The organism is Suilimivivens sp. (assembly GCF_037359455.1).
Lineage (GTDB): Bacteria > Bacillota > Clostridia > Lachnospirales > Lachnospiraceae > Suilimivivens > Suilimivivens aceti.
In genome coordinates this window covers 1-19,631 of record NZ_JAXXXI010000054.1, presented here as the reverse complement: position 1 = coordinate 19,631, position 19,631 = coordinate 1, and the positions used below count along the sequence as shown (strand labels likewise).

Below are 19,631 nucleotides of genomic sequence, written 5' to 3'. Positions count from 1 at the left end.
GTTACCTCCACATTCTTTTTTATTTTGAATGTCCGCAAAATCCGTCCTACATCAGTGAGTCAGCGATCCGGGCAGTGCATCCTTCCCTGAAATCAGCGTCACTGGCACTTGGGGCATCCCATATACAGACAATCTTTAAAGTGATCCTTCCTGCAGCAAAATCAGGTATCATCACAGCAGTCGTTCTTGGTGTTGGAAGAGCGATCGGTGAAGCTATGGCGATCACACTGGTTTCGGGAAGCAGTGTGAACATGCCACTCCCCTTCAACTCCGTCAGATTCCTGACAACGGCGATCGTAGCAGAAATGGGATATGCATCCGGACTTCACAGACAGGTGCTTTTTACGATCGGACTTGTATTGTTTGTATTTATTATGATCATCAATATTATGTTGAACAGTATCCTGAAGAAAGGGGAAAGGGAAGATGCATGACAGTATCATGAACAGAAGGAAAAGGACATCAGATGTATTTGTAAGTGGTCTGATCAATCTTTCTGCTGCTTTTTCTGTAATCCTTTTGGCTGGAATCATTGCTTATGTGTTTGTAAAGGGAATCCGGAGTGTGAATCTGCAGTTTCTGACAACGGTAACGAGTACCTTGAACAAAACTGTAGGTATTGCGGGAAATATAGTGAATACCCTGTATATTATAGTGATCACCCTTCTCATAGCAACACCGGTGGGAATCGGATCTGCTATTTATCTGAATGAATATGCAAAGCCCGGAAAGCTGGTAAGGGCGATCGAGTTTACAACAGAAACACTTTCCGGTATTCCATCTATTATTTTTGGTATGTTTGGTATGATGTTTTTTGGAACCGGACTCGGACTTGGCTACTCCATTCTGACAGGCTCTCTTACGCTGACGCTTATGGTATTGCCGCTGATCACAAGGAATACGCAGGAAGCGTTAAAAACGGTACCGGACAGCTACCGGAGCGGTGCCCTTGGAATGGGGGCAACGAAATGGTATATGATCAGCACAGTACTCCTTCCCTCAGCCATGCCGGGTATTATTACAGGTGTGATCCTCGCGATCGGAAGGATCGTTGGAGAATCGGCGGCGCTTCTGTTTACAGCAGGTAGTGGTTATCTGCTTCCGAAATCAGGGATCGGTTTCCTGAAAAAGATACTGGAATCAGGAGGCACCTTAACGATCCAGCTGTATTTAAGTATGGCTAAGGCCGAATATGCTACCGCTTTTGGTATTGCAACAGTTCTTCTTGTGATCGTACTTGTGATCAACTGGCTGACTAAGGTTCTTTCCAGAAAGCTGGATGTAACCAGAGCTGAATAAAGCAGGAAAAAGAAAGATAAGGGTATCATAATGAACGAAAACCAGAATAAAATTATCACCGAAAACTTAAATCTCTATTATGGAGAGAATCATGCGCTGAAAGACATCAACATGAAGATCCGGGAAGGGGCTATTACGGCATTCGTCGGACCCTCCGGGTGTGGAAAATCCACCTTTCTGAAAACACTGAACAGGATGAACGATCTGGTAGATTGTGTCAGGATAGAGGGAAAGGTTTACCTGGACGGCGAGGATATTTATGATCCAAAGGTAGATACCACGCTGCTTCGGAAAAAGATGGGAATGGTGTTTCAGCAGCCCAATCCATTTCCTATGAGCATTTATGACAATATTGCTTATGGACCAAAGATCCACGGGATCAAAAATAAAGCCGCGCTGGATGAGATCGTAGAGAGATCACTCAGAGGTGCTGCTATCTTTGATGAGGTAAAAGACCGTCTGAAAAAGTCTGCGCTTGGTCTTTCGGGCGGACAGCAGCAGAGACTTTGTATTGCAAGGGCACTGGCAGTAGAACCGGAGATCCTTTTGATGGATGAGCCGACCTCGGCACTGGATCCGATCTCAACTCTTAAGGTTGAGGAGCTGATGGAAGAGCTGAAGAAGGATTATACAGTCGTGGTCGTTACCCATAACATGCAGCAGGCAGCCCGGGTTTCTGACTATACCGCATTTTTCCTGGTGGGAGAAGTGATCGAATTTGATACAACAGATAACATCTTTTCAAGACCCGGGGATAAGAGGACTGAGGATTATATTACCGGACGGTTTGGCTGATATACCAGGAGAGACAGAAGGAGAATAACATGTCACCCAGAACAACATTTATCAATGAATTAAACCAGTTAAAGGAAAATGTAGCTGATATGGCGACCAGAGTTGAGAAAAACTATGAAACTCTGTTCGAGGCCTATGAAAAAAAGGAAAAGGCTGCCATAGAAAAAATCGTGGCAGTGGATAAGGATATCAACAGAAGGCAGAGAGAAATTGAATCAGAATGTCTGTTCCTGATCACGAAGCAGCAGCCGATTGTCAGTGACCTGCGGGCAGTTACAGCAAGCCTGAAGGTGGTTACCGATATTGAGAGAGTAGGAGATCATGTGGCAGATATTGCAGAGCTGCTCATCCGGATGGATATGAAGGAGCTGTCAGCGTATTCTGTCCACTTAAATCCGATGATCGGGGAAACGAGAGATATGCTTCGGATGGCGGTGGATGCTTTTACCGGCAGAAATAAAGAGGAAGCGCAGGAAGTCATTCAGAAAGATGATGTTGTAGACGAGCTTTTTAATGCTGTTAAGAATGATGTCATCGAGTCACTGAAAAAGGAAACCAGGGATGCAGATGAGAGCGTTGACATTTTGATGATAGCCAAATATCTGGAAAAGATCGGAGATCATGCCGTTAATATCTGTGAATGGGAGATCTTCAAGGAGACTGGAAATATCAGTGATATGAGGCTTTTGTAAGAAAGATAAGTCCAGGAAAAACGGCAGAATGAAAATTTTTATATCCAAATGGGAATAAATAGTGTAGAATGGGAATCAAAGCGAGATTTCTACGTATGACCCGGAGGGATAACATGGATATTTTTTCGTTACTGTCGATGATCGGAGGCCTGGCTCTGTTCCTGTATGGAATGGAGGTTCTTGGTGATGGACTGAAGAAGGCGTCCGGTGGTAAACTGGAGCACATTCTTGAGAAGCTGACGAGCAACAAGCTGATGGCTGTGCTTCTGGGCGCAGGTGTGACTGCAGTGATCCAGTCATCTTCTGCAACAACTGTCATGGTAGTCGGATTTGTCAATTCCGGTATTATGAAACTCTCACAGGCTGTGGGAGTTATTCTTGGTGCCAACGTAGGAACAACAGTAACAGCCTGGATCCTGAGCCTTACAGATGTAAACGGATCCGGATTTTTCCTGCAGCTTCTGAAGCCTACTTCCTTTTCGCCGATCCTGGCAATTATTGGTGTATGTCTGATCAGCATGGGCAAGAAGGAAAGACAGAAAAATATTGGTACGATCCTGATCGGGTTTGCGGTACTGATGTTTGGTATGGACACGATGTCTACGGCTGTTGAGCCTCTGGCAGAGCAGCCGGAATTTTCACATATTCTGCTTATGTTTTCCAATCCGGTACTGGGTATGCTGGTGGGTCTGATTCTGACAGCAGTTATCCAGTCTTCATCCGCATCTATTGGTATCCTGCAGGCGCTGTGTGCAACGGGCGTAGTAAGTTATGCTACGGCGATCCCCATTATCATGGGACAGAATGTAGGAACCTGTGTGACAGCACTGATCTCCAGTGCGGGTGCCAGCAAGAATGCCAAGCGGGCAGCCCTGATCCATCTGTACTACAATATCATAAAGACAGTAGCATTTATGGCTGTTTTTTATGCACTGAATGCTTTTATCCACTTTGCGTTTCTGGAAGAGGCAGCGAGCGCCCTTGGTGTTGCTGTGATCCATACTGCATTCAATGTGGCAGCAGTCATTATTATTTTCCCGGTTTCCTGGATCCTTGAAAAGCTGGCTTATCTGACGATTCCAGAAACGGAAGAGGAGAGAGAGAAGGAAGCCGAAAAATCCAGAAAAGAAATCCAGCTCTTGGATACCCGCTTCCTGTCAACACCCGGCTTTGCGCTTGAGCAGTGCAAGAATGTGGCTGTGGACATGGCAGATTATTCCAGGGAAGCACTGTTCCTGGCAATCCAGATGCTGGACAAGTTTGATAAAGCCTCCGCAGACAGAGTGGTGGAGCTTGAAAATATCGTAGATCATTATGAAGATGAGATCGGTGCTTATCTTGTCAAGCTGTCAAGCCGTCACCTGACTGAAAAAGACAGTCAGCATTTATCCGTACTGCTTCACAGTATTGGTGATTTTGAACGTATTTCGGATCATGCGATCAATATCATGGAAGCAGCGAAGGAAATGCATGCCAAGGAACTGGATTTTTCCAGGAAAGCAAGAGAGGAACTGGATATTTATACCGGTGCGATCAAGGATATCATCAACACCTCTGTTCTGGTGTTCCAGGAGGAAGATCTGAAGCTGGCTGCCATGATCGAGCCAATGGAAGAAGTGATCGATTATCTCAGTGTAGAAGTAAAGAAAAGACATATGAAACGTCTCCGCAAGGGGAAATGTACGATTGAAATGGGATTTATCCTTTCAGATATTGTAACTAATTATGAAAGGGTATCAGATCACTGCTCTAATATTGCATTGTCCCTGTTACAGCTCAATGAGGAAAACTTTGAAGCACATGAATATCAGGAGGCAATTTCCAGTAAGGATAATGTTGCCTTCACGACAGAGGTAAAGCATTTGAAGGAACGTTATCAGCTGCCATAGAAAGGCGGGACTGTTATGGCATTTGTATATATTGTTGAGGATGATAAGAATATCAGGGAGATCGAGGTGATCGCCCTGAAAAATTCCGGATATGAAGTACAGGAGTTTGAAACTGCAGGAGAATTTCGAAAGGCATTTGAAGAAAGGCAGCCGGATCTGCTGCTCCTTGATCTGATGCTTCCGGATGCAGATGGTCTTGATATTGTCAGGGAACTGCGTCAGGATAAAAGGGGAAGAGAGCTTCCCATTATCTTGGTGACAGCCAGAACGACAGAAATCGACAAGGTAAAGGGACTGGATATCGGTGCGGATGATTACCTGACAAAGCCTTTTGGGATTATGGAGCTGATCTCAAGGGTGAAGGCTCTTCTGAGAAGGACAAGCAGAGAGCAGAACAGCAGAGTGCTTGAAATAGGAACAGTCCGTATGGACGATGAAAAGCACAAGGTTACAGCGGCAGGGGCAGACTGCGAGCTTACCTTTAAGGAATATGAGCTTTTGAAACTCCTTATGACGAATGCGGGTATTGTGACATCCCGTGAGGAGATCCTGGAAAAGGTATGGGGTACTAATTTTGAGGGAGAATCAAGAACCCTTGATATGCATATCAAAACACTGAGGCAGAAGCTTGGAGAGACCGGAAGTCTGATCAAGACAGTGCGGAACGTTGGCTATATTTTCAGTGCATAAAGGAATATACCTATGAAGAGAAAAATATATAACAGACTATTTGCAACAGCTACTCTGGCAATTGTGGTTACCCTTTTGCTTACGGTAGCTGTTTATTATAATCTGCTGAAAAAGCAGGTGCTGGAGGATAGCAGACACTATGCACAGATGGCAGCAGGACTGCTGGAGGGCACTGAGGATATTGAGAAGTCACTTGCACCTCTGACAGGAGAAAATGGTGCACAGGATATCCGTATTACTGTGATAGACCATGAAGGAGATGTGCTGTACGATTCCCAGGTGCGTGCGGACGGTCTTTCGAATCATAAGAGCAGGCCGGAAGTACAGGAAGCTCTTACAGATGGAAGTGGCTTTGAGATCCGAAGATCTGCCACACTGGATGAAAATACCTACTATTATGCCATGCTTCTGAAGGATGGGATTGTCCTGCGGGTTGCCAGGGAAGCTGACAGTATTTACAAGGTAATGGAATATGCAGTGCCGTATCTTCTACTGATCGTAGCAGCGCTGCTGGTTGTATGTGGGATAGTTTCGTATTACTTGGCAGAAGGGATCATCCGTCCTATACGGCAGATCGCAGAGAGCGGCGGGGAGACAGGAGAGGTTTCTTCTTATGAAGAAATGAAGCCCTTCATTGAGGCTATTCAGAGACAGCAGGATGACGTGCTGGAAAATGCAAGGCTCAGGCAGGAATTTACAGCCAATGTTTCCCATGAACTGAAGACACCACTGACAGCGATCTCCGGTTATGCAGAGCTTGTGGAAAACGGCATGGTCGCAGAAGAGGGGGAGGTGCGTCGGTTTTGTGGTGAGATCCACAAAAATGCAGGAAGACTCCTGGTACTGATCAATGACGTGATACGTCTGTCAGAGCTGGATGATTCAGAAAATCAGGAGACTATGGAACCTGTCAATCTTTATGAATGTGCAAAAAACTGTGTTGATATGCTGCAGCTGAATGCAGAGAAGCATGGTGTTACCCTTACGGTGAGTGGCGTGAATGTAGTGATATCAGCTAATCATCAGATGGTGGATGAGGTGCTTTACAACCTGTGTGATAATGCAATCAGGTACAATAAGGAAAAGGGAAGCGTCAGTGTGATCGTGGAAGACCGCCTGGATCTGGCAGTACTGACGGTGAAGGATACCGGTATTGGTATTCCGAGGGAACATCAGGAACGGATCTTCGAGCGTTTTTACCGGGTGGATAAAAGTAGAAGCAAATCCACAGGGGGAACGGGTCTTGGACTTGCAATCGTCAAGCATATTCTGTTAAAATTAAATGCGGAAATTGCACTAAAGAGTGAGCCGGGAGAAGGGACAGAGATCACAGTAACATTTCCTGCGATCAGGGAGGCCAGGTTCCGGCAGACGTCATAGAATAACAGGAGGCAATGAATATGGAGAAACCGGCAATCTGCGGAGGGGAACCTGTCCGCAGTACAAAAATATTTTATGGACACCAGTTTATTGATGAGGATGATATCCAGGCAGTTGTAGATGTGCTGAAAAGTGATTATCTGACCTGTGGTCCCAAGATCGGGGAACTGGAAGAAAAGCTGTGTGAAGTAACGGGGGCAAAATATGCAGTTGTATGCAGCAATGGGACAGCGGCACTTCATATTGCCTGTCTGGCAGCCGGAGTTATGCCGGGAGATGAAGTGATCACTACACCGATTACCTTTGCCGCCTCTGCAAACTGTGCACTGTACTGCGGGGCAAAGCCTGTCTTTGCAGATATCAATGAAAATACCTATAACATAGATCCGGCACATGTGGAGAAGCTGACAACAGAGAGAACAAAGGCCGTAGTAGCAGTTGACTTTACAGGTCAGTCAGTGGAACTGGACAGATTGCTTGCCCACTGCAGAGAACATAATCTGGTACTTATCGAGGATGGCGCCCATGTGATCGGCACCAGCTATAAGGGCAGGATGAACGGATCCATTGCTGACATGACGACCATGAGCTTTCATCCGGTAAAGACTGTAACAGGAGGCGAAGGCGGTGCAGTCCTTACCAACAGTAAAGAATATTATGAGAAGCTTTTATTATATCGTGCCCATGGCATTACCAGAGATCCGAAGCTCATGGAGCATGAGCCGGATGGCCCCTGGTATTACGAACAGATCGCACTTGGGATGAACTATCGCATGACGGATATGCAGGCGGCGCTGATCATCAGCCAGCTCAATAAGCTTCCGAGATTCATGGAGAGAAGAAAGGCAATTGTGAAGGCTTATAATGAGGCTTTTTCCAGGCTGCCGCAGCTTTTTGTACAGCAGGAGATTCCGGAATCTGATACCACAAGGCATCTGTATATCCTGCGGATCCGCCCAGAGAAGCTGACGATTGACAGAAAGCAGTTTTTTGAGGCCCTGGCAGCAGAAAATATCTGTTGTAATGTGCATTATATTCCTACCTATTATTTCCCTTACTATGAAAAGCTTGGCTACAAAAGGGGACTTTGCCCAAAAGCAGAGAAGCTCTATGCAGAAGAGATCAGCCTTCCTCTTTACTATGCCATGACTGATCAGGATGTAGAGGATGTGATCCGGGCAGTTACCAGAATTGCAGAGTATTTTAAGGCTTAAGAAGCTGTAAGAGACACGAAAAGGCAGACAGTATAAGGGCGGAGACAAGAGGATATGTTACTCAGTGTGATTGTACCGGTATATAATATGGCAGAGGGCGATAAGCTTTCCTTCTGTATGAACAGTCTGGTGAACCAGACCATAGAGGACTATGAGATCATAGCAGTAGATGACTGTTCGACGGACAGATCATTGGAGATCCTTAGAAGCTATGAAAGAAAATATCCAGAGAAGGTGAAGGTGATCGCCTCACCGGAAAACCGAAGACAGGGCGGAGCCAAGAACCTGGGGCTTGCGAAAGCGCAGGGCGAATGGATCGGATTTATCGACAGCGATGACTGGGTCTGTGATGATTATTATGAGAAGCTGCTGAAGAAGGCAGAAGAAACCGGTGCGGATATGGTTGGGTGTGATTATCATCTGACCGGAGAGCACAGCATGCAGATCGGCCAGATCGTACACAATAACAAGCCTTCACAGGCGGGGATCCTGAATGAGGAAAAATACCGATCCCTGATTCTGGACAGCGGCAGTCTTGTGGTGAAGATTTACAGGAGGCATATCATCCTGGATTATCCCAACCGTTTTCCCGAGCATATTTTCTATGAGGATAACGCCATCAGTAATTCCTGGATGCTGAGAGCGAAGCATTTTGAATATATCCAGGAGCCCATGTATTACTATTATCAGCATGACAGCTCTACGGTGCATACGATTACAAAAAGCCGGTGCGAGGACCGCATGGAAGCAGCAAGAGTGATGGTCAGGGAGGCCAGGGAATTTGACTATCTGGAACAGTATTATCCGGAGATCGAAAGCAGCTTTACCACCCTGTTTTATGTAAATACCCTGTTTTCCTATATGGCTGGTGTGAAGAAAAAGGAATATGGATTTGTGAAAGCACTTTACAGGGAGATGAAAGAGACGTTTCCCGGGTTTATGGAAAATAAATATTATGGGGAGAGAGTTCATGCAGAGGAAAGAAAGCTGATCCGTCTGCAGAGCAGATCCACCCTGTTGTTTATGCTGTATTACAGGCTGCTGTGGACCTACAGGAATCTGAGAAAGCGGTTGTAGATATGCTGTAAATGGGGTATACTTAAAAGGTATTTTTCCAAAAGAAAGGAAGGGCTTTCAAATGAAGAGAATCGGTATGTTAACGAGCGGCGGTGACTGTCAGGCACTGAACGCAGCAATGAGGGGTGTGGTAAAGTGCCTCGTAAACAGTAATGAAGATGTGGAAATTTATGGCTTCCTGGATGGCTATAAGGGACTGATCTATGGGAACTTCCGTATGCTTGCCGGACATGATTTTTCCGGTATCCTTACTAAGGGAGGAACGATTCTCGGCAGCTCAAGAGTTCCGTTCAAGACCATCAGGGAGCCTGATGAGAACGGTGTTGACAAGGTAGAAGCCATGAAGCAGAATTACTATAAGCTGCGTCTTGACTGTCTGGTTATCCTTGGAGGAAACGGCACCCATAAGACAGCGAACCTTCTTAGGGAAGAGGGACTCAATGTGATCACACTTCCGAAGACGATCGACAATGACCTTTGGGGAACAGATATGACCTTTGGCTTCCAGAGTGCTGTCAATATTGCCACAGAAGCTATTGACTGTATCCATACGACAGCATCTTCCCATGGGCGGACCTTTATTGTGGAGGTTATGGGACACAAGGTAGGGTTCCTGACATTGAATGCCGGTATGGCGGGCGGCGCAGATATTATCCTGATCCCGGAGATTCCCTATGATATTAACAGGGTTATAGAAGCAATCGAAAAGAGAAACCAGGATGGCAGCCGTTTTACGATTCTGGCAGTGGCTGAGGGAGCCATTTCCAAGGAGGATGCGAAGCTGTCCAAAAAAGAATACAAAGAAAAAATGAAGAGTTATAAATATCCTTCCGTTTCCTATGAGCTGGCAGATGAGATCCAGAAGAGGACAGGTGGAGAGGTACGTGTGACAGTACCAGGACATACCCAGAGAGGCGGAAGTCCCTGCCCTTATGACAGAGTATTTGCGAGCCGTCTCGGTGCAGAAGCAGGAGAACTGATCCTGAAGGGTGAGTACGGATTTATGGTTGGATATAAGAACAGAGAAATTGTGAAGGTTCCGCTTGCTGATGTGGCAGGAAAGCTGAAAATGGTTTCTCCGGATTCTGATATTGTCAAGGAGGCCAAGCTTCTTGGTATCAGCTTCGGAGATTAAGAGAAGGAACGCTTCCGGAAGGAAATATCAGAATGTCATATACAGCTCTTTACAGAAAATTTCGTCCCACAGTATTTGAAGATGTAAAGGGACAGGAGCATATAGTAACGACCCTGAAAAACCAGATCAGGGCTGACAGGATCGGTCATGCCTACCTGTTCTGCGGAACAAGAGGAACAGGTAAGACCACTATTGCCAAGATCTTTGCCAAGGCGGTGAACTGTGAGCACCCGGTGGATGGAAGTCCATGCGGAGAATGTGAGACCTGTAAGGCCATTGCCGCGGGAGCATCCATGAATGTGATCGAGATTGATGCTGCATCCAATAATGGTGTGGACAATATCAGGGAGATCGTGGAAGAGGTTGCCTATTCTCCAGCGGCAGGAAAATATAAGGTTTATATCATAGACGAGGTTCATATGCTTTCCATAGGAGCGTTTAATGCTCTTCTGAAAACACTGGAGGAACCACCGTCTTATGTTATTTTTATTCTGGCTACGACAGAGGTACATAAGATACCGATCACGATCCTTTCAAGGTGCCAGCGGTATGATTTCAGAAGGATCACGATCGATACGATCGCGGACAGGATACGGGAACTGACAGGGATTGAGAAGGTTCCCATAGAGGACAAGGCGATCCGCTATATCGCCAAGACAGCGGACGGCTCCATGCGGGATGCCCTAAGCCTTCTTGACCAGTGTATTGCCTTTCATTTCGGACAGGAACTGACGTATGATAAGGTGCTGGATGTCCTTGGAGCTGTGGACACGGAGGTGTTCAGCAGGCTGCTCCGTGCTGTCCTTGAGGAGGATGTAAGCAGGACACTTGCCATCCTGGAGGAGATGGTGGTACAGGGAAGGGAACTGACCCAGTTTGTAACCGATTTTACCTGGTATCTGAGAAACCTGCTGCTTCTTAAAACAGCAGATGGGATCGAAGATATCATAGATATGTCAACAGATAATCTGAACCATCTGAAAGAGGAAGCAGAGCTTACTGACTATGACAGGATCATGCGGTATATCCGTGTGCTTTCCGATCTTTCAGGACAGATCCGGTATGCAGCACAGAAGCGTGTACTGATCGAGATTGCACTGATCAAGCTGTGCAGACCCCAGATGGAAGTGGATACATCATCTTTGTCAGAGAGGATCCGGGATCTGGAGGAAAAGCTGGAAAAGGGTATTGTACAGACGATCCCGGCGAAAGGCGGCAGCAGCCCACAGCAGAGTACGGCTCAGCCAGAGCCGCAGGCACCCCTTCCAGAAGCAGTCCCGGAGGATATCAGGATGGTGGCAGGTAAATGGTCTGTGGCTATTTCAGAACTGCCAAATCCTATGAAAACCTACCTGAAAGGGGCATATCCCAGCCTCTCGGAGGATGGGAAGCTTATGGTTGTTCTCGGTGACGGACTTCCGTTTGATTATTTCAGGCAGGAAGGTCACAAGGAAGAGCTGGAGAAGCACCTTTCCGGTTATGCAGGTAAGGCTGTGGAGGTTGTTATTAAAAATGCACAGGCTGGCAGAAATCCGGAGGCTGTATTCCCGAATCTGACCAGACTGATCTCTGATAATATTCAGATCGAGATTGAAGAAGAGGAAGAACCGGAGGAGGATCCTCTGGAAGAAGAATTTTAAAAAGAAAAGTTTTATGTTGAGAAAGGAAAATAAATTATGGCAAAACGTGGAGGATTTCCCGGTGGTGGAATGCCCGGAAATATGAACAATCTGATGAAGCAGGCGCAGAGAATGCAGCGTCAGATGGAAGAAAACCAGAAAGCAATGGAGACAAAGGAATTTACAGCCAAGGCCGGTGGCGGAGCTGTTGAAGTGACAGTGACCGGGAAGAAAGAGATCACAAAGGTCAAGCTGTCTGAAGAAGTAGTGGATCCGGATGATATTGAGATGCTGGAGGATCTTGTTATGGCAGCAACGAATGAAGCACTCCGTATGGCAGATGAAGCAAATGCAGAGCTGATGAACAAGATGACAGGAGGACTCAGCCTCGGAGGAGGACTTCCGTTCTAATGGATCTTTATAGCGGATATATTAACAAATTAATCGATGAGCTGGCAGCTCTTCCGGGAATCGGAAACAAGTCTGCACAGCGTCTGGCATTTCATCTGATCAATATGCCAAAGGACAAGGTGGCCAGACTGTCAAAGACGATCCTGGATGCCAAGGAGCATGTCCGCTATTGCAAGGAATGTTATACTCTGACGGATGATGAGCTCTGCCCAATCTGCAGAAATGAAAAAAGAGATCACAGCACGATCATGGTGGTAGAAAATACCAGGGATCTTGCTGCCTATGAGAAAACAGGTAAATATGAAGGGGTATATCATGTGCTCCATGGGGCAATATCTCCCATGCTCGGGATCGGACCGTCAGATATCAAACTGAAGGAACTGATCGAGAGACTGAAAGGAGATGTGCAGGAAGTGATCATTGCCACCAACTCAAGTCTGGAGGGCGAGACTACAGCCATGTATATCGGGAAGCTCATTAAGCCTACAGGAATTAAAGTGACAAGGATTGCCAGCGGTGTGCCGGTAGGGGGTGACCTTGAATATATTGATGAAGTTACCCTGCTGCGGGCACTGGAGGGAAGAACAGAACTATAACAGGAGAGGAGTTATCAGAAAATGGCAGTAAGAACAGAAGCATTTGGCAAAATGAAAGACGGCCGGGAGATCACAAGATTTTTTATCAGCAATGGAAAGGGCATGGAGGCAGGTGTCATTAATTATGGTGCGATTCTCGTAGACCTTTTGGTTCCGGATAAGAATGGACAGACTGCAGATGTGGTTCTTGGTTATGATACACTTGAGCCTTATTTTGAAAACGGAAGCTGTTTTGGTGCGACCATCGGACCAAATGCCAACAGAATTGCGAATGCCAGCTTTGTGCTGGAGGGAAAGAAATATGAGCTTGCAAGGAATGATGGGGAAAATAATCTTCACAGTGATGCAGAGCTTGGTTATCACAAGAGGATATGGGATGCACAGATTGAAGGAAATGGTGTGAAATTTACACTGGAGGATGCAGACGGTTCCATGGGATTTCCAGGAAACAAGAGGGTTTCAGTTACCTATACTGTAACCGAAGAAAATGAACTTCAGATCCATTATCACGGGGAAAGTGACAGAAATACGATCCTGAATATGACAAATCATTCTTACTTTAACCTTGCAGGACATGATGCGGGTAGAATTGAAGGACATAGGCTGTTACTTCATGCAGCAAATTATACACCGGTACTGCCGGGTGCGATCCCTACAGGAGAGATTGCTTCTGTAAAAGGGACACCATTTGATTTTACGACAGAGAAGGAGATCGGAAGGGACATTAATGAAGACTGTGAACAGTTAAAGCTATGCAAGGGCTTTGACCATAATTTTGTAATAGATGGTGACTATGGCACCTTACGGGAGGCCGCAAGAGTGACAGAGGAAACCTCTGGCAGGGTCATGACAGTACTGACTGATCTGCCCGGTGTGCAGTTCTATGCAGGAAACTGTATTAGCAGAACGACAGGAAAGAATGGGGCAGTGTATGAAGAAAGAAGCGGACTTGCGCTTGAAACCCAGTATTATCCGGACACTGCCAATGAACCGGGATTTCCGTCTGCAGTATTTGGACCTGACAGGGCATATGATACAGTAACTATTTATCGTTTTGCCTGAAAGTCGAACAATAAAGAAAAAGCCGGACAGGCTATGACAGAAAGCGCATAGATTTTCCGATATGATGAAGAAAAATAGATATCATGGAGGGACTATGCGCTTACCTTGGATAGTAAGGCAGATCGGAAATGCTTCCGGAAAGGATCGGATCTATATAGAAGATTATGCCTGTTCTTTTTTGGAAAACTGCAGAAAAGAGGAATCTCTGCTTCCTGTCAGAGCTGCACTGTATGGATATGCATTGCAGAAAGAAGAAAGCCATATCTATCTGATTTATGGTGTTTCCCATATTGCGGCAGAGCTTCAGCAGGGGATGAGCCAGGAGCAGATCCAGGAAATGTTCTTTTCAGAATATGAGCTGATCGGCTACGTGAACCTGTATGCCGGTCAGACACTGTTTGAAAATCCGGCTTCTCAGGATTCTTCCGGTAAAGCGGGATTTTTTATCTTTTATGAGAACAATGAAGCCATGCAGGATTATATGATATTCTGCAATAAAAGAAAACAGAGAATGCCGGGGAACCACAGATCAGGCATTAAAGAGGATAAACACCTGGGGGTGAAAGGTGAAAGCAGCAGGAGACAGGGGAAGTGGACTGGCTTTATTTCGATTTTTCTTCTGGCAGTTCTCATTCTGCTGACGGCAACAGCCTCTCTTGCGATTGGGGATTATGCTGCCATGCGGGAATTTGCGCTTATGGCGGCAAAGGCATTGCAGGGAGCCGGTTAACAGGATATCTGGAGAAAAATATGTCAAACATTCGGGACTATTTAAAAGAAAGAGAAAAACGTCAACAGACCGAAAAGACCACTGGTTACAGAGAAAAGATCAGGGGACATAAGCTGGCTATATTTTACAGGGCAGCGCTTGGAGTTATTTTGGTTGCAGCTGTGCTGTTCTTTTTTATATTTCAGTGGAAGAATAAAGTCTTCACAGAAAGCGTGATCACAGGTTCTACGCCGGTGACGATTGTCCAGGGAGCCAGCGTAAGGGCACTTGGGACACGGGTGCTGTTATACAGTAAGGACGGTGTCAGTTCGCTGGATGAAAAAGGAAATGTGCTCTGGAACCAGACCTTTGAAATGCAGAATCCCATGACCACAATCTGTGGAAATGTAGCGGCGATCGGTGATTATAATGGCAGAACAATTTATGTGGTAAGTGGGGACAAGCAGCTTGGAACTGTGAACACTAATCTGCCGATCCGGAAGATCTGTGTGTCGGAGAATGGAGTAGTGGCAGCGGTTCTGGATGATTCTGACGTGACAAGGATCCTTCTTTATAATGGAAATGAAAATACGGATACTTCTATTGTAGATATCAAGGCTACTATGGATAAGAGCGGATATCCTCTAAGTATCTCTCTTTCACCAAATGGGAAACTTCTTGCCATCTCCTATCTCCATGTTGACAGCGGTGAAATGAAATCAACAGTTGCTTTCTTTAATTTTGGTGAAGTGGGAAAAAATGAAAGTGATAATTATGTGAGCGGTTTTGATTATGTTGATACGGTAGTGCCTTATGTACAGTTCATGAGCAGCAGCAATGCATTTGCTGTTTCAGATGATAGAATTGTATTCTTTTCCGGAAGTGAAAAGCCGAATACTACGGCTGTAGCATTGCTGGATGAAGAGGTACAGGGAATTTATTACAATGAAAGCTATGTAGGACTGGTATACAGAGATCAGAGCGGAGAAGCTGCCTACCGGCTGGATGTTTATAATACAGGTGGTGACAAGATCCATTCCCTGCTGATCGATATGGACTATTCAGATATTGTATTTTCCAAAGACCAGATCATCATTTATAATGATATGGACTGCCGTATCTGTAATATCAGTGGAGTGGACCGGTTTACCGGTACTTTTGAAAAACCGGTAAGCCTGCTGATACCTACCTCTTCTGCCTACAAGTATACGGCAGTGACCAGCGGCTCGGTAGATACGATGGAATTAAAATAGAAAAGGACGAAGGAGAGGATGTATTATTTTTCACTGGTGATAGTTGCCCTGATCTTTATCTGGCGGATTGCTGCAGGAGTCAAAAAGGGAATGGTAAAGGAACTGATCTCACTGATCGCCATGGTTGCAGCGGGTTTCTGTGTGATCCTGATCATGGGAGCGCTGAACAGTTATTTTGACCAGAAGATTGGTCAGGTGGTGCAGTTCGTCTGTGTCCTGTTTGCAGTCTGCCTGGTATACCGGCTTATGAACGTACTGTTTACCTCACTGAAGCTGATCTCGGGTCTGCCGGTGATCCGTTGGCTTGACAAGCTGCTTGGGATGGTACTCGGGGTGGTGGAGGCAGGACTGATCACGGCTTTTCTGGTGCGGGTCGTAAAGGAGCTTGGTCTGACATTCTTATCTGTATAATAGGATAAAAAAGATCAATCTGAAAAGTTAACAAAAAACAGTTGACATTTCAGAAAAAGGGACTAAAATAATCCATAGTTTTAGAAATGAAATGCAGAGAGCAGGACAGGATGCTTTCCGGGAAGCATGGACAGAGAGCCGGCGGTTGGTGCGAGACGGTGTGTGAAGGAAGAGCATTATCCCCTGAGAGCAGTTCGGGTGAAGCAGCCAGTAATCCGAAACGGAGATCCACCGTTACAGGGATACGTATTCAGCAGCAGTGCGGATATGATAAGAGAGGTCAATTTTATTGGCAATTGAAGTGGTACCGCGGAGAACAGTTCTTCGTCTTCTGAGTGAATCAGGAGACGGAGTTTTTTTGTTGTTAAGAAACGGTAAAGATTTCCTGAAGATCAACGTGCTTTTGATGTCAGACACCGGGCTTTGGTTTATGACCAAATACGGGTGTTGAACATATATATTTATATTCAATCAAAGAGGAGATAGTATTATGAACACACTGGTTATTGTACTGGTTGCAGGCGTATGCCTGGCTGCAGGTTATCTTTTCTATGGAAGATGGCTTGCAAAGACATGGGGGATCGATCCCAATGCCAAAACTCCTGCCGTAACAAAGGAAGACGGACAGGACTATGTACCCACAAATGGCTGGACAGTATTTGCCCATCAGTTTTCATCCATTGCCGGAGCTGGCCCTGTTACAGGTGCTATTCAGGCAGCTGTATTTGGGTGGGTTCCTGTGTTTCTCTGGATCGTCCTTGGTGGTATTTTCTTTGGTGCAGTCACCGATTTTGGTGCGCTGTATGCAAGTGTCAAGAACGAAGGAAAATCCATGGGACTTCTGATCGAACAGTATATCGGAAAAACAGGACGTAAGCTGTTCCTTCTGTTCTGCTGGTTATTCACCCTGATCGTTATTGCTGCATTTGCTGACATGGTTGCGGGTACCTTTAATGCCTATACCGTAGTGGATGGTGTATCACAGCTTTCTGACGCTGCGAAGACCAATGGAGCGGCCGGAAGCATTTCTCTGCTGTTTATTGTATTTGCAGTTGTATTTGGTCTGATCCAGAAGAAGTTCAAGCTGACAGGCTGGAAGCAGGTTGTAGTCGGACTTATATGTACAGTGGCAGCTTTTGCAATTGGTATGGCATGCCCGATCACAGCAACCAAGGACACATGGAGTTATCTTACATTTGCCTATATCTTTCTTGCAGCAGTGCTTCCGATGTGGCTTTTGATGCAGCCAAGGGATTATATGACAACCTTTATGTTTGCAGGAATGATCCTTGGAGCAGTTATCGGTCTGCTGGTTGCACATCCTAAAATGAATCTGCCAGCATTTACCGGATTTCATAATGATACACTGGGAGATCTGTTTCCGATCCTGTTTGTAACTGTTGCCTGTGGTGCAGTTTCCGGATTCCATAGTCTGGTTTCTTCGGGAACCTCTTCCAAGACTATTTCCAATGAAAAGGATATGCTGAAGGTTGGCTATGGTGCTATGATACTGGAAAGTCTGCTGGCAATTCTTGCTCTCTGTGTAGCAGGCGCAGCTGCAGCTGCCGATGGTACTGCAGCAAGTGGAACACCGTTCCAGATTTTTTCATCAGGTGTGGCTGGATTTTTTGAAATGTTTGGTATTCCTGTATATGCTGCACAGTGCTTTATGACAATGTGCGTATCCGCACTGGCACTGACAAGCCTTGATTCTGTAGCAAGAATCGGACGTATGTCATTCCAGGAACTGTTCAGTGTAGATGATATGGAGCATGCGGAAGGCTGGAGAAAGGTTTTTTGCAATAAGTATTTTGCAACAGTATTGACACTTGCCTGTGGGTTTATCCTGACCAAGATCGGATATGCCAACATCTGGCCACTGTTTGGAAGCGCAAACCAGTTACTGAGTGCATTGGTACTGATCACACTCTGCGTATTCCTGAAGGTAACCGGAAGAAAGAACAGAACTCTGTTCCCTCCACTGATCATCATGCTCTGTGTAACCTTTACTGCGTTGGTTGAACGTACAATAGGTCTTGTAAAGGCATACAGTGCAGGAAGTGCAGTATTCCTGGTAGAGGGTCTGCAGCTGATCATAGCGATCCTGCTGATGATACTTGGTGTTACGATTGTGGTACATTCAGGAAAAGAGCTTGTTAAGAAGAAAGCAGAGAACTGATAAGAAGATGGGAAGGAGCTATGTTAGTTTTATATGGCAAATAATATTGTAAAAATCGGTATGATCCAGATGAATGTTCTGTTTTCGGAACCAGATAAAAACATTCAGCATGCATCGGAGCTTGTAAAAAGCGCAAAAGCAAAAGGTGCACAGATCTGCGTTCTTCCTGAATGCATGGATCTTGGGTGGGGAAACCCTGAAGCAAGTTCACTTGCTGAACCAGTTCCGGGAAAAGTCAGTGATGCTTATCAAAAAATTGCTGCTGAGAATAAGGTATTTCTTGTTGCAGGACTTACAGAAAGAGAACAGGAAAAAATTTACAATACAGCACTTCTTATTTCAGATGGGGGAGAGATCCTTTATAAGCACCGTAAGATAAATGTATTGACCGGAGTGGAGGATGTCTATGCGATTGGAGACAGGATTGGCGTTACAGAAACTCCCCTCGGCAAGATTGGGATTGATATCTGCGCTGATAATTCATTAAACAGTCTTTCTATTGCTATTAATCTTGGCAGGATGTGTGCAGATATGATCTTGTCCCCATGTGCATGGGCTGTAAAATCGGATTATAATATTGAAACAGAACCGTATGGTAAGGAATGGCATATTCCATATGGAAAGATTTCCAAAATGTTTGGGATACCCGTTATTGGTGTAAGCAATGTCGGACAGGTGTCAAAGGGTTCCTGGTCAGGGTGGAAAGCGATCGGTAATTCAATAGCCTACGATAGTGACGGATCTTTGATCACAGTCCTTCCATATGGGGAATCAGAAGAATGTGTCCAGGTTATCGATGTGCATTTAACAGATAAGAAAGTGACTGGCACAGCACTTTCAGAAAAAATAGAGAATGAAGTTTGCCTTTGAGTAATTTAAAACGCTGGTAGAGCTGGTGACCTCTGCGATTATTTATTCGCAGAAGCATCAGCTCTTTGCATTCAAGGGAGAAGAATTCATATTAAATACTGCTGGTGTTCACTTTTCTTGTCGGACACTATTAAAACCGCTATTAGAACGCTATCAAGACTGCAGAAAATTGGGGATTGACATTAAGTCCAGTGCAGTGTTATAATCAAATTCCACCGTCTGAAAGAGCTGGTAAGAGATCCGGCGTGACGGAAGGGAGGTTTTTCTGAGAAGAAAAACAAAAATAAAAAATCTCAAAAAGGTGTTGACACAGACAGAAACACATGATATTATATCAGAGTTGCGTCTGA

19 protein-coding genes and 1 other annotated feature are annotated in these 19,631 nt (G+C 45.5%); all 19 genes read left to right on the top strand.

Translation table 11 applies throughout. The features are described from left to right. A partial coding sequence (locus WJQ40_RS11830) for an ABC transporter permease subunit (RefSeq protein ID WP_337540469.1) occupies window positions 1-434 on the top strand: 434 nt, incomplete at its 5' end. Then, window positions 427-1,299: a phosphate ABC transporter permease PstA gene (gene pstA / locus WJQ40_RS11825; RefSeq protein WP_337540467.1), complete on the top strand. Its 873-nt coding sequence runs from the start codon at window positions 427-429 to the stop codon at window positions 1,297-1,299. The genes WJQ40_RS11830 and pstA, both read left to right, overlap by 8 nt. Before the next feature lie 30 nt (window positions 1,300-1,329). Next, window positions 1,330-2,094: a phosphate ABC transporter ATP-binding protein PstB gene (pstB, locus tag WJQ40_RS11820; protein WP_337540465.1), complete on the top strand. Its 765-nt coding sequence runs from the start codon at window positions 1,330-1,332 to the stop codon at window positions 2,092-2,094. A gap of 29 nt (window positions 2,095-2,123) precedes the next feature. Then, window positions 2,124-2,786, top strand: coding sequence for a phosphate signaling complex protein PhoU (gene phoU, locus WJQ40_RS11815; RefSeq protein WP_262573838.1), 663 nt, complete (start codon window positions 2,124-2,126; stop codon window positions 2,784-2,786). Window positions 2,787-2,899: 113 nt separating this feature from the next. Further along, window positions 2,900-4,675 (top strand): Na/Pi cotransporter family protein, encoded by a 1,776-nt coding sequence (locus WJQ40_RS11810; protein ID WP_337404665.1) that lies wholly within the window; start codon window positions 2,900-2,902, stop codon window positions 4,673-4,675. A gap of 15 nt (window positions 4,676-4,690) precedes the next feature. Beyond that, the gene (locus WJQ40_RS11805; RefSeq protein ID WP_118799402.1) at window positions 4,691-5,365 is read left to right on the top strand and encodes a response regulator transcription factor; all 675 of its coding nucleotides are present in this window, start codon (window positions 4,691-4,693) and stop codon (window positions 5,363-5,365) included. Between the two features lie 12 nt (window positions 5,366-5,377). Beyond that, entirely contained in the window at window positions 5,378-6,745 is a 1,368-nt protein-coding gene (locus WJQ40_RS11800; RefSeq protein WP_337540462.1) for an ATP-binding protein, read from the top strand. Window positions 6,746-6,759: 14 nt separating this feature from the next. Next, window positions 6,760-7,959 carry a UDP-4-amino-4,6-dideoxy-N-acetyl-beta-L-altrosamine transaminase gene (gene pseC / locus WJQ40_RS11795; protein WP_337540460.1) on the top strand — a complete coding sequence of 400 codons (1,200 nt, stop codon included), beginning with the start codon at window positions 6,760-6,762 and terminating at the stop codon, window positions 7,957-7,959. A gap of 54 nt (window positions 7,960-8,013) precedes the next feature. Then, a complete protein-coding gene (locus tag WJQ40_RS11790; protein WP_118799399.1) occupies window positions 8,014-9,036 on the top strand; it encodes a glycosyltransferase family 2 protein in 1,023 nt (340 codons plus the stop codon). 61 nt (window positions 9,037-9,097) lie between these two features. Continuing rightward, window positions 9,098-10,171: an ATP-dependent 6-phosphofructokinase gene (locus WJQ40_RS11785; RefSeq protein ID WP_118799398.1), complete on the top strand. Its 1,074-nt coding sequence runs from the start codon at window positions 9,098-9,100 to the stop codon at window positions 10,169-10,171. Between the two features lie 32 nt (window positions 10,172-10,203). Beyond that, window positions 10,204-11,811: a DNA polymerase III subunit gamma/tau gene (gene dnaX, locus WJQ40_RS11780; RefSeq protein ID WP_337540457.1), complete on the top strand. Its 1,608-nt coding sequence runs from the start codon at window positions 10,204-10,206 to the stop codon at window positions 11,809-11,811. 36 nt (window positions 11,812-11,847) lie between these two features. Beyond that, window positions 11,848-12,201, top strand: coding sequence for a YbaB/EbfC family nucleoid-associated protein (locus WJQ40_RS11775; RefSeq protein WP_118799396.1), 354 nt, complete (start codon window positions 11,848-11,850; stop codon window positions 12,199-12,201). After that, the gene (gene recR, locus WJQ40_RS11770; protein WP_118799395.1) at window positions 12,201-12,797 is read left to right on the top strand and encodes a recombination mediator RecR; all 597 of its coding nucleotides are present in this window, start codon (window positions 12,201-12,203) and stop codon (window positions 12,795-12,797) included. The genes WJQ40_RS11775 and recR overlap by 1 nt, the downstream gene beginning before the upstream one ends. 21 nt (window positions 12,798-12,818) lie before the next feature. Further along, window positions 12,819-13,859: an aldose epimerase family protein gene (locus WJQ40_RS11765; protein ID WP_337540455.1), complete on the top strand. Its 1,041-nt coding sequence runs from the start codon at window positions 12,819-12,821 to the stop codon at window positions 13,857-13,859. 94 nt (window positions 13,860-13,953) lie between these two features. Further along, entirely contained in the window at window positions 13,954-14,589 is a 636-nt protein-coding gene (locus tag WJQ40_RS11760; RefSeq protein ID WP_118799393.1) for a hypothetical protein, read from the top strand. Window positions 14,590-14,609: 20 nt separating this feature from the next. Beyond that, on the top strand, window positions 14,610-15,821 hold the full coding sequence (locus WJQ40_RS11755) for a DUF5711 family protein (protein ID WP_262573829.1): 1,212 nt from the start codon (window positions 14,610-14,612) through the stop codon (window positions 15,819-15,821). Between the two features lie 18 nt (window positions 15,822-15,839). Then, window positions 15,840-16,232, top strand: a complete 393-nt coding sequence (locus WJQ40_RS11750) for a CvpA family protein (protein WP_337540454.1) — start codon at window positions 15,840-15,842, stop codon at window positions 16,230-16,232. Window positions 16,233-16,319: 87 nt separating this feature from the next. Then, window positions 16,320-16,567 (top strand) — a binding site (T-box leader). A 155-nt stretch (window positions 16,568-16,722) separates the two neighbouring features. Beyond that, a complete protein-coding gene (locus tag WJQ40_RS11745) occupies window positions 16,723-18,411 on the top strand; it encodes a carbon starvation protein A (RefSeq protein ID WP_118799390.1) in 1,689 nt (562 codons plus the stop codon). 33 nt (window positions 18,412-18,444) lie between these two features. Continuing rightward, window positions 18,445-19,281 (top strand): carbon-nitrogen hydrolase family protein, encoded by an 837-nt coding sequence (locus tag WJQ40_RS11740; protein WP_337540453.1) that lies wholly within the window; start codon window positions 18,445-18,447, stop codon window positions 19,279-19,281. The last annotated feature ends 350 nt before the right edge of the window (window positions 19,282-19,631 follow it).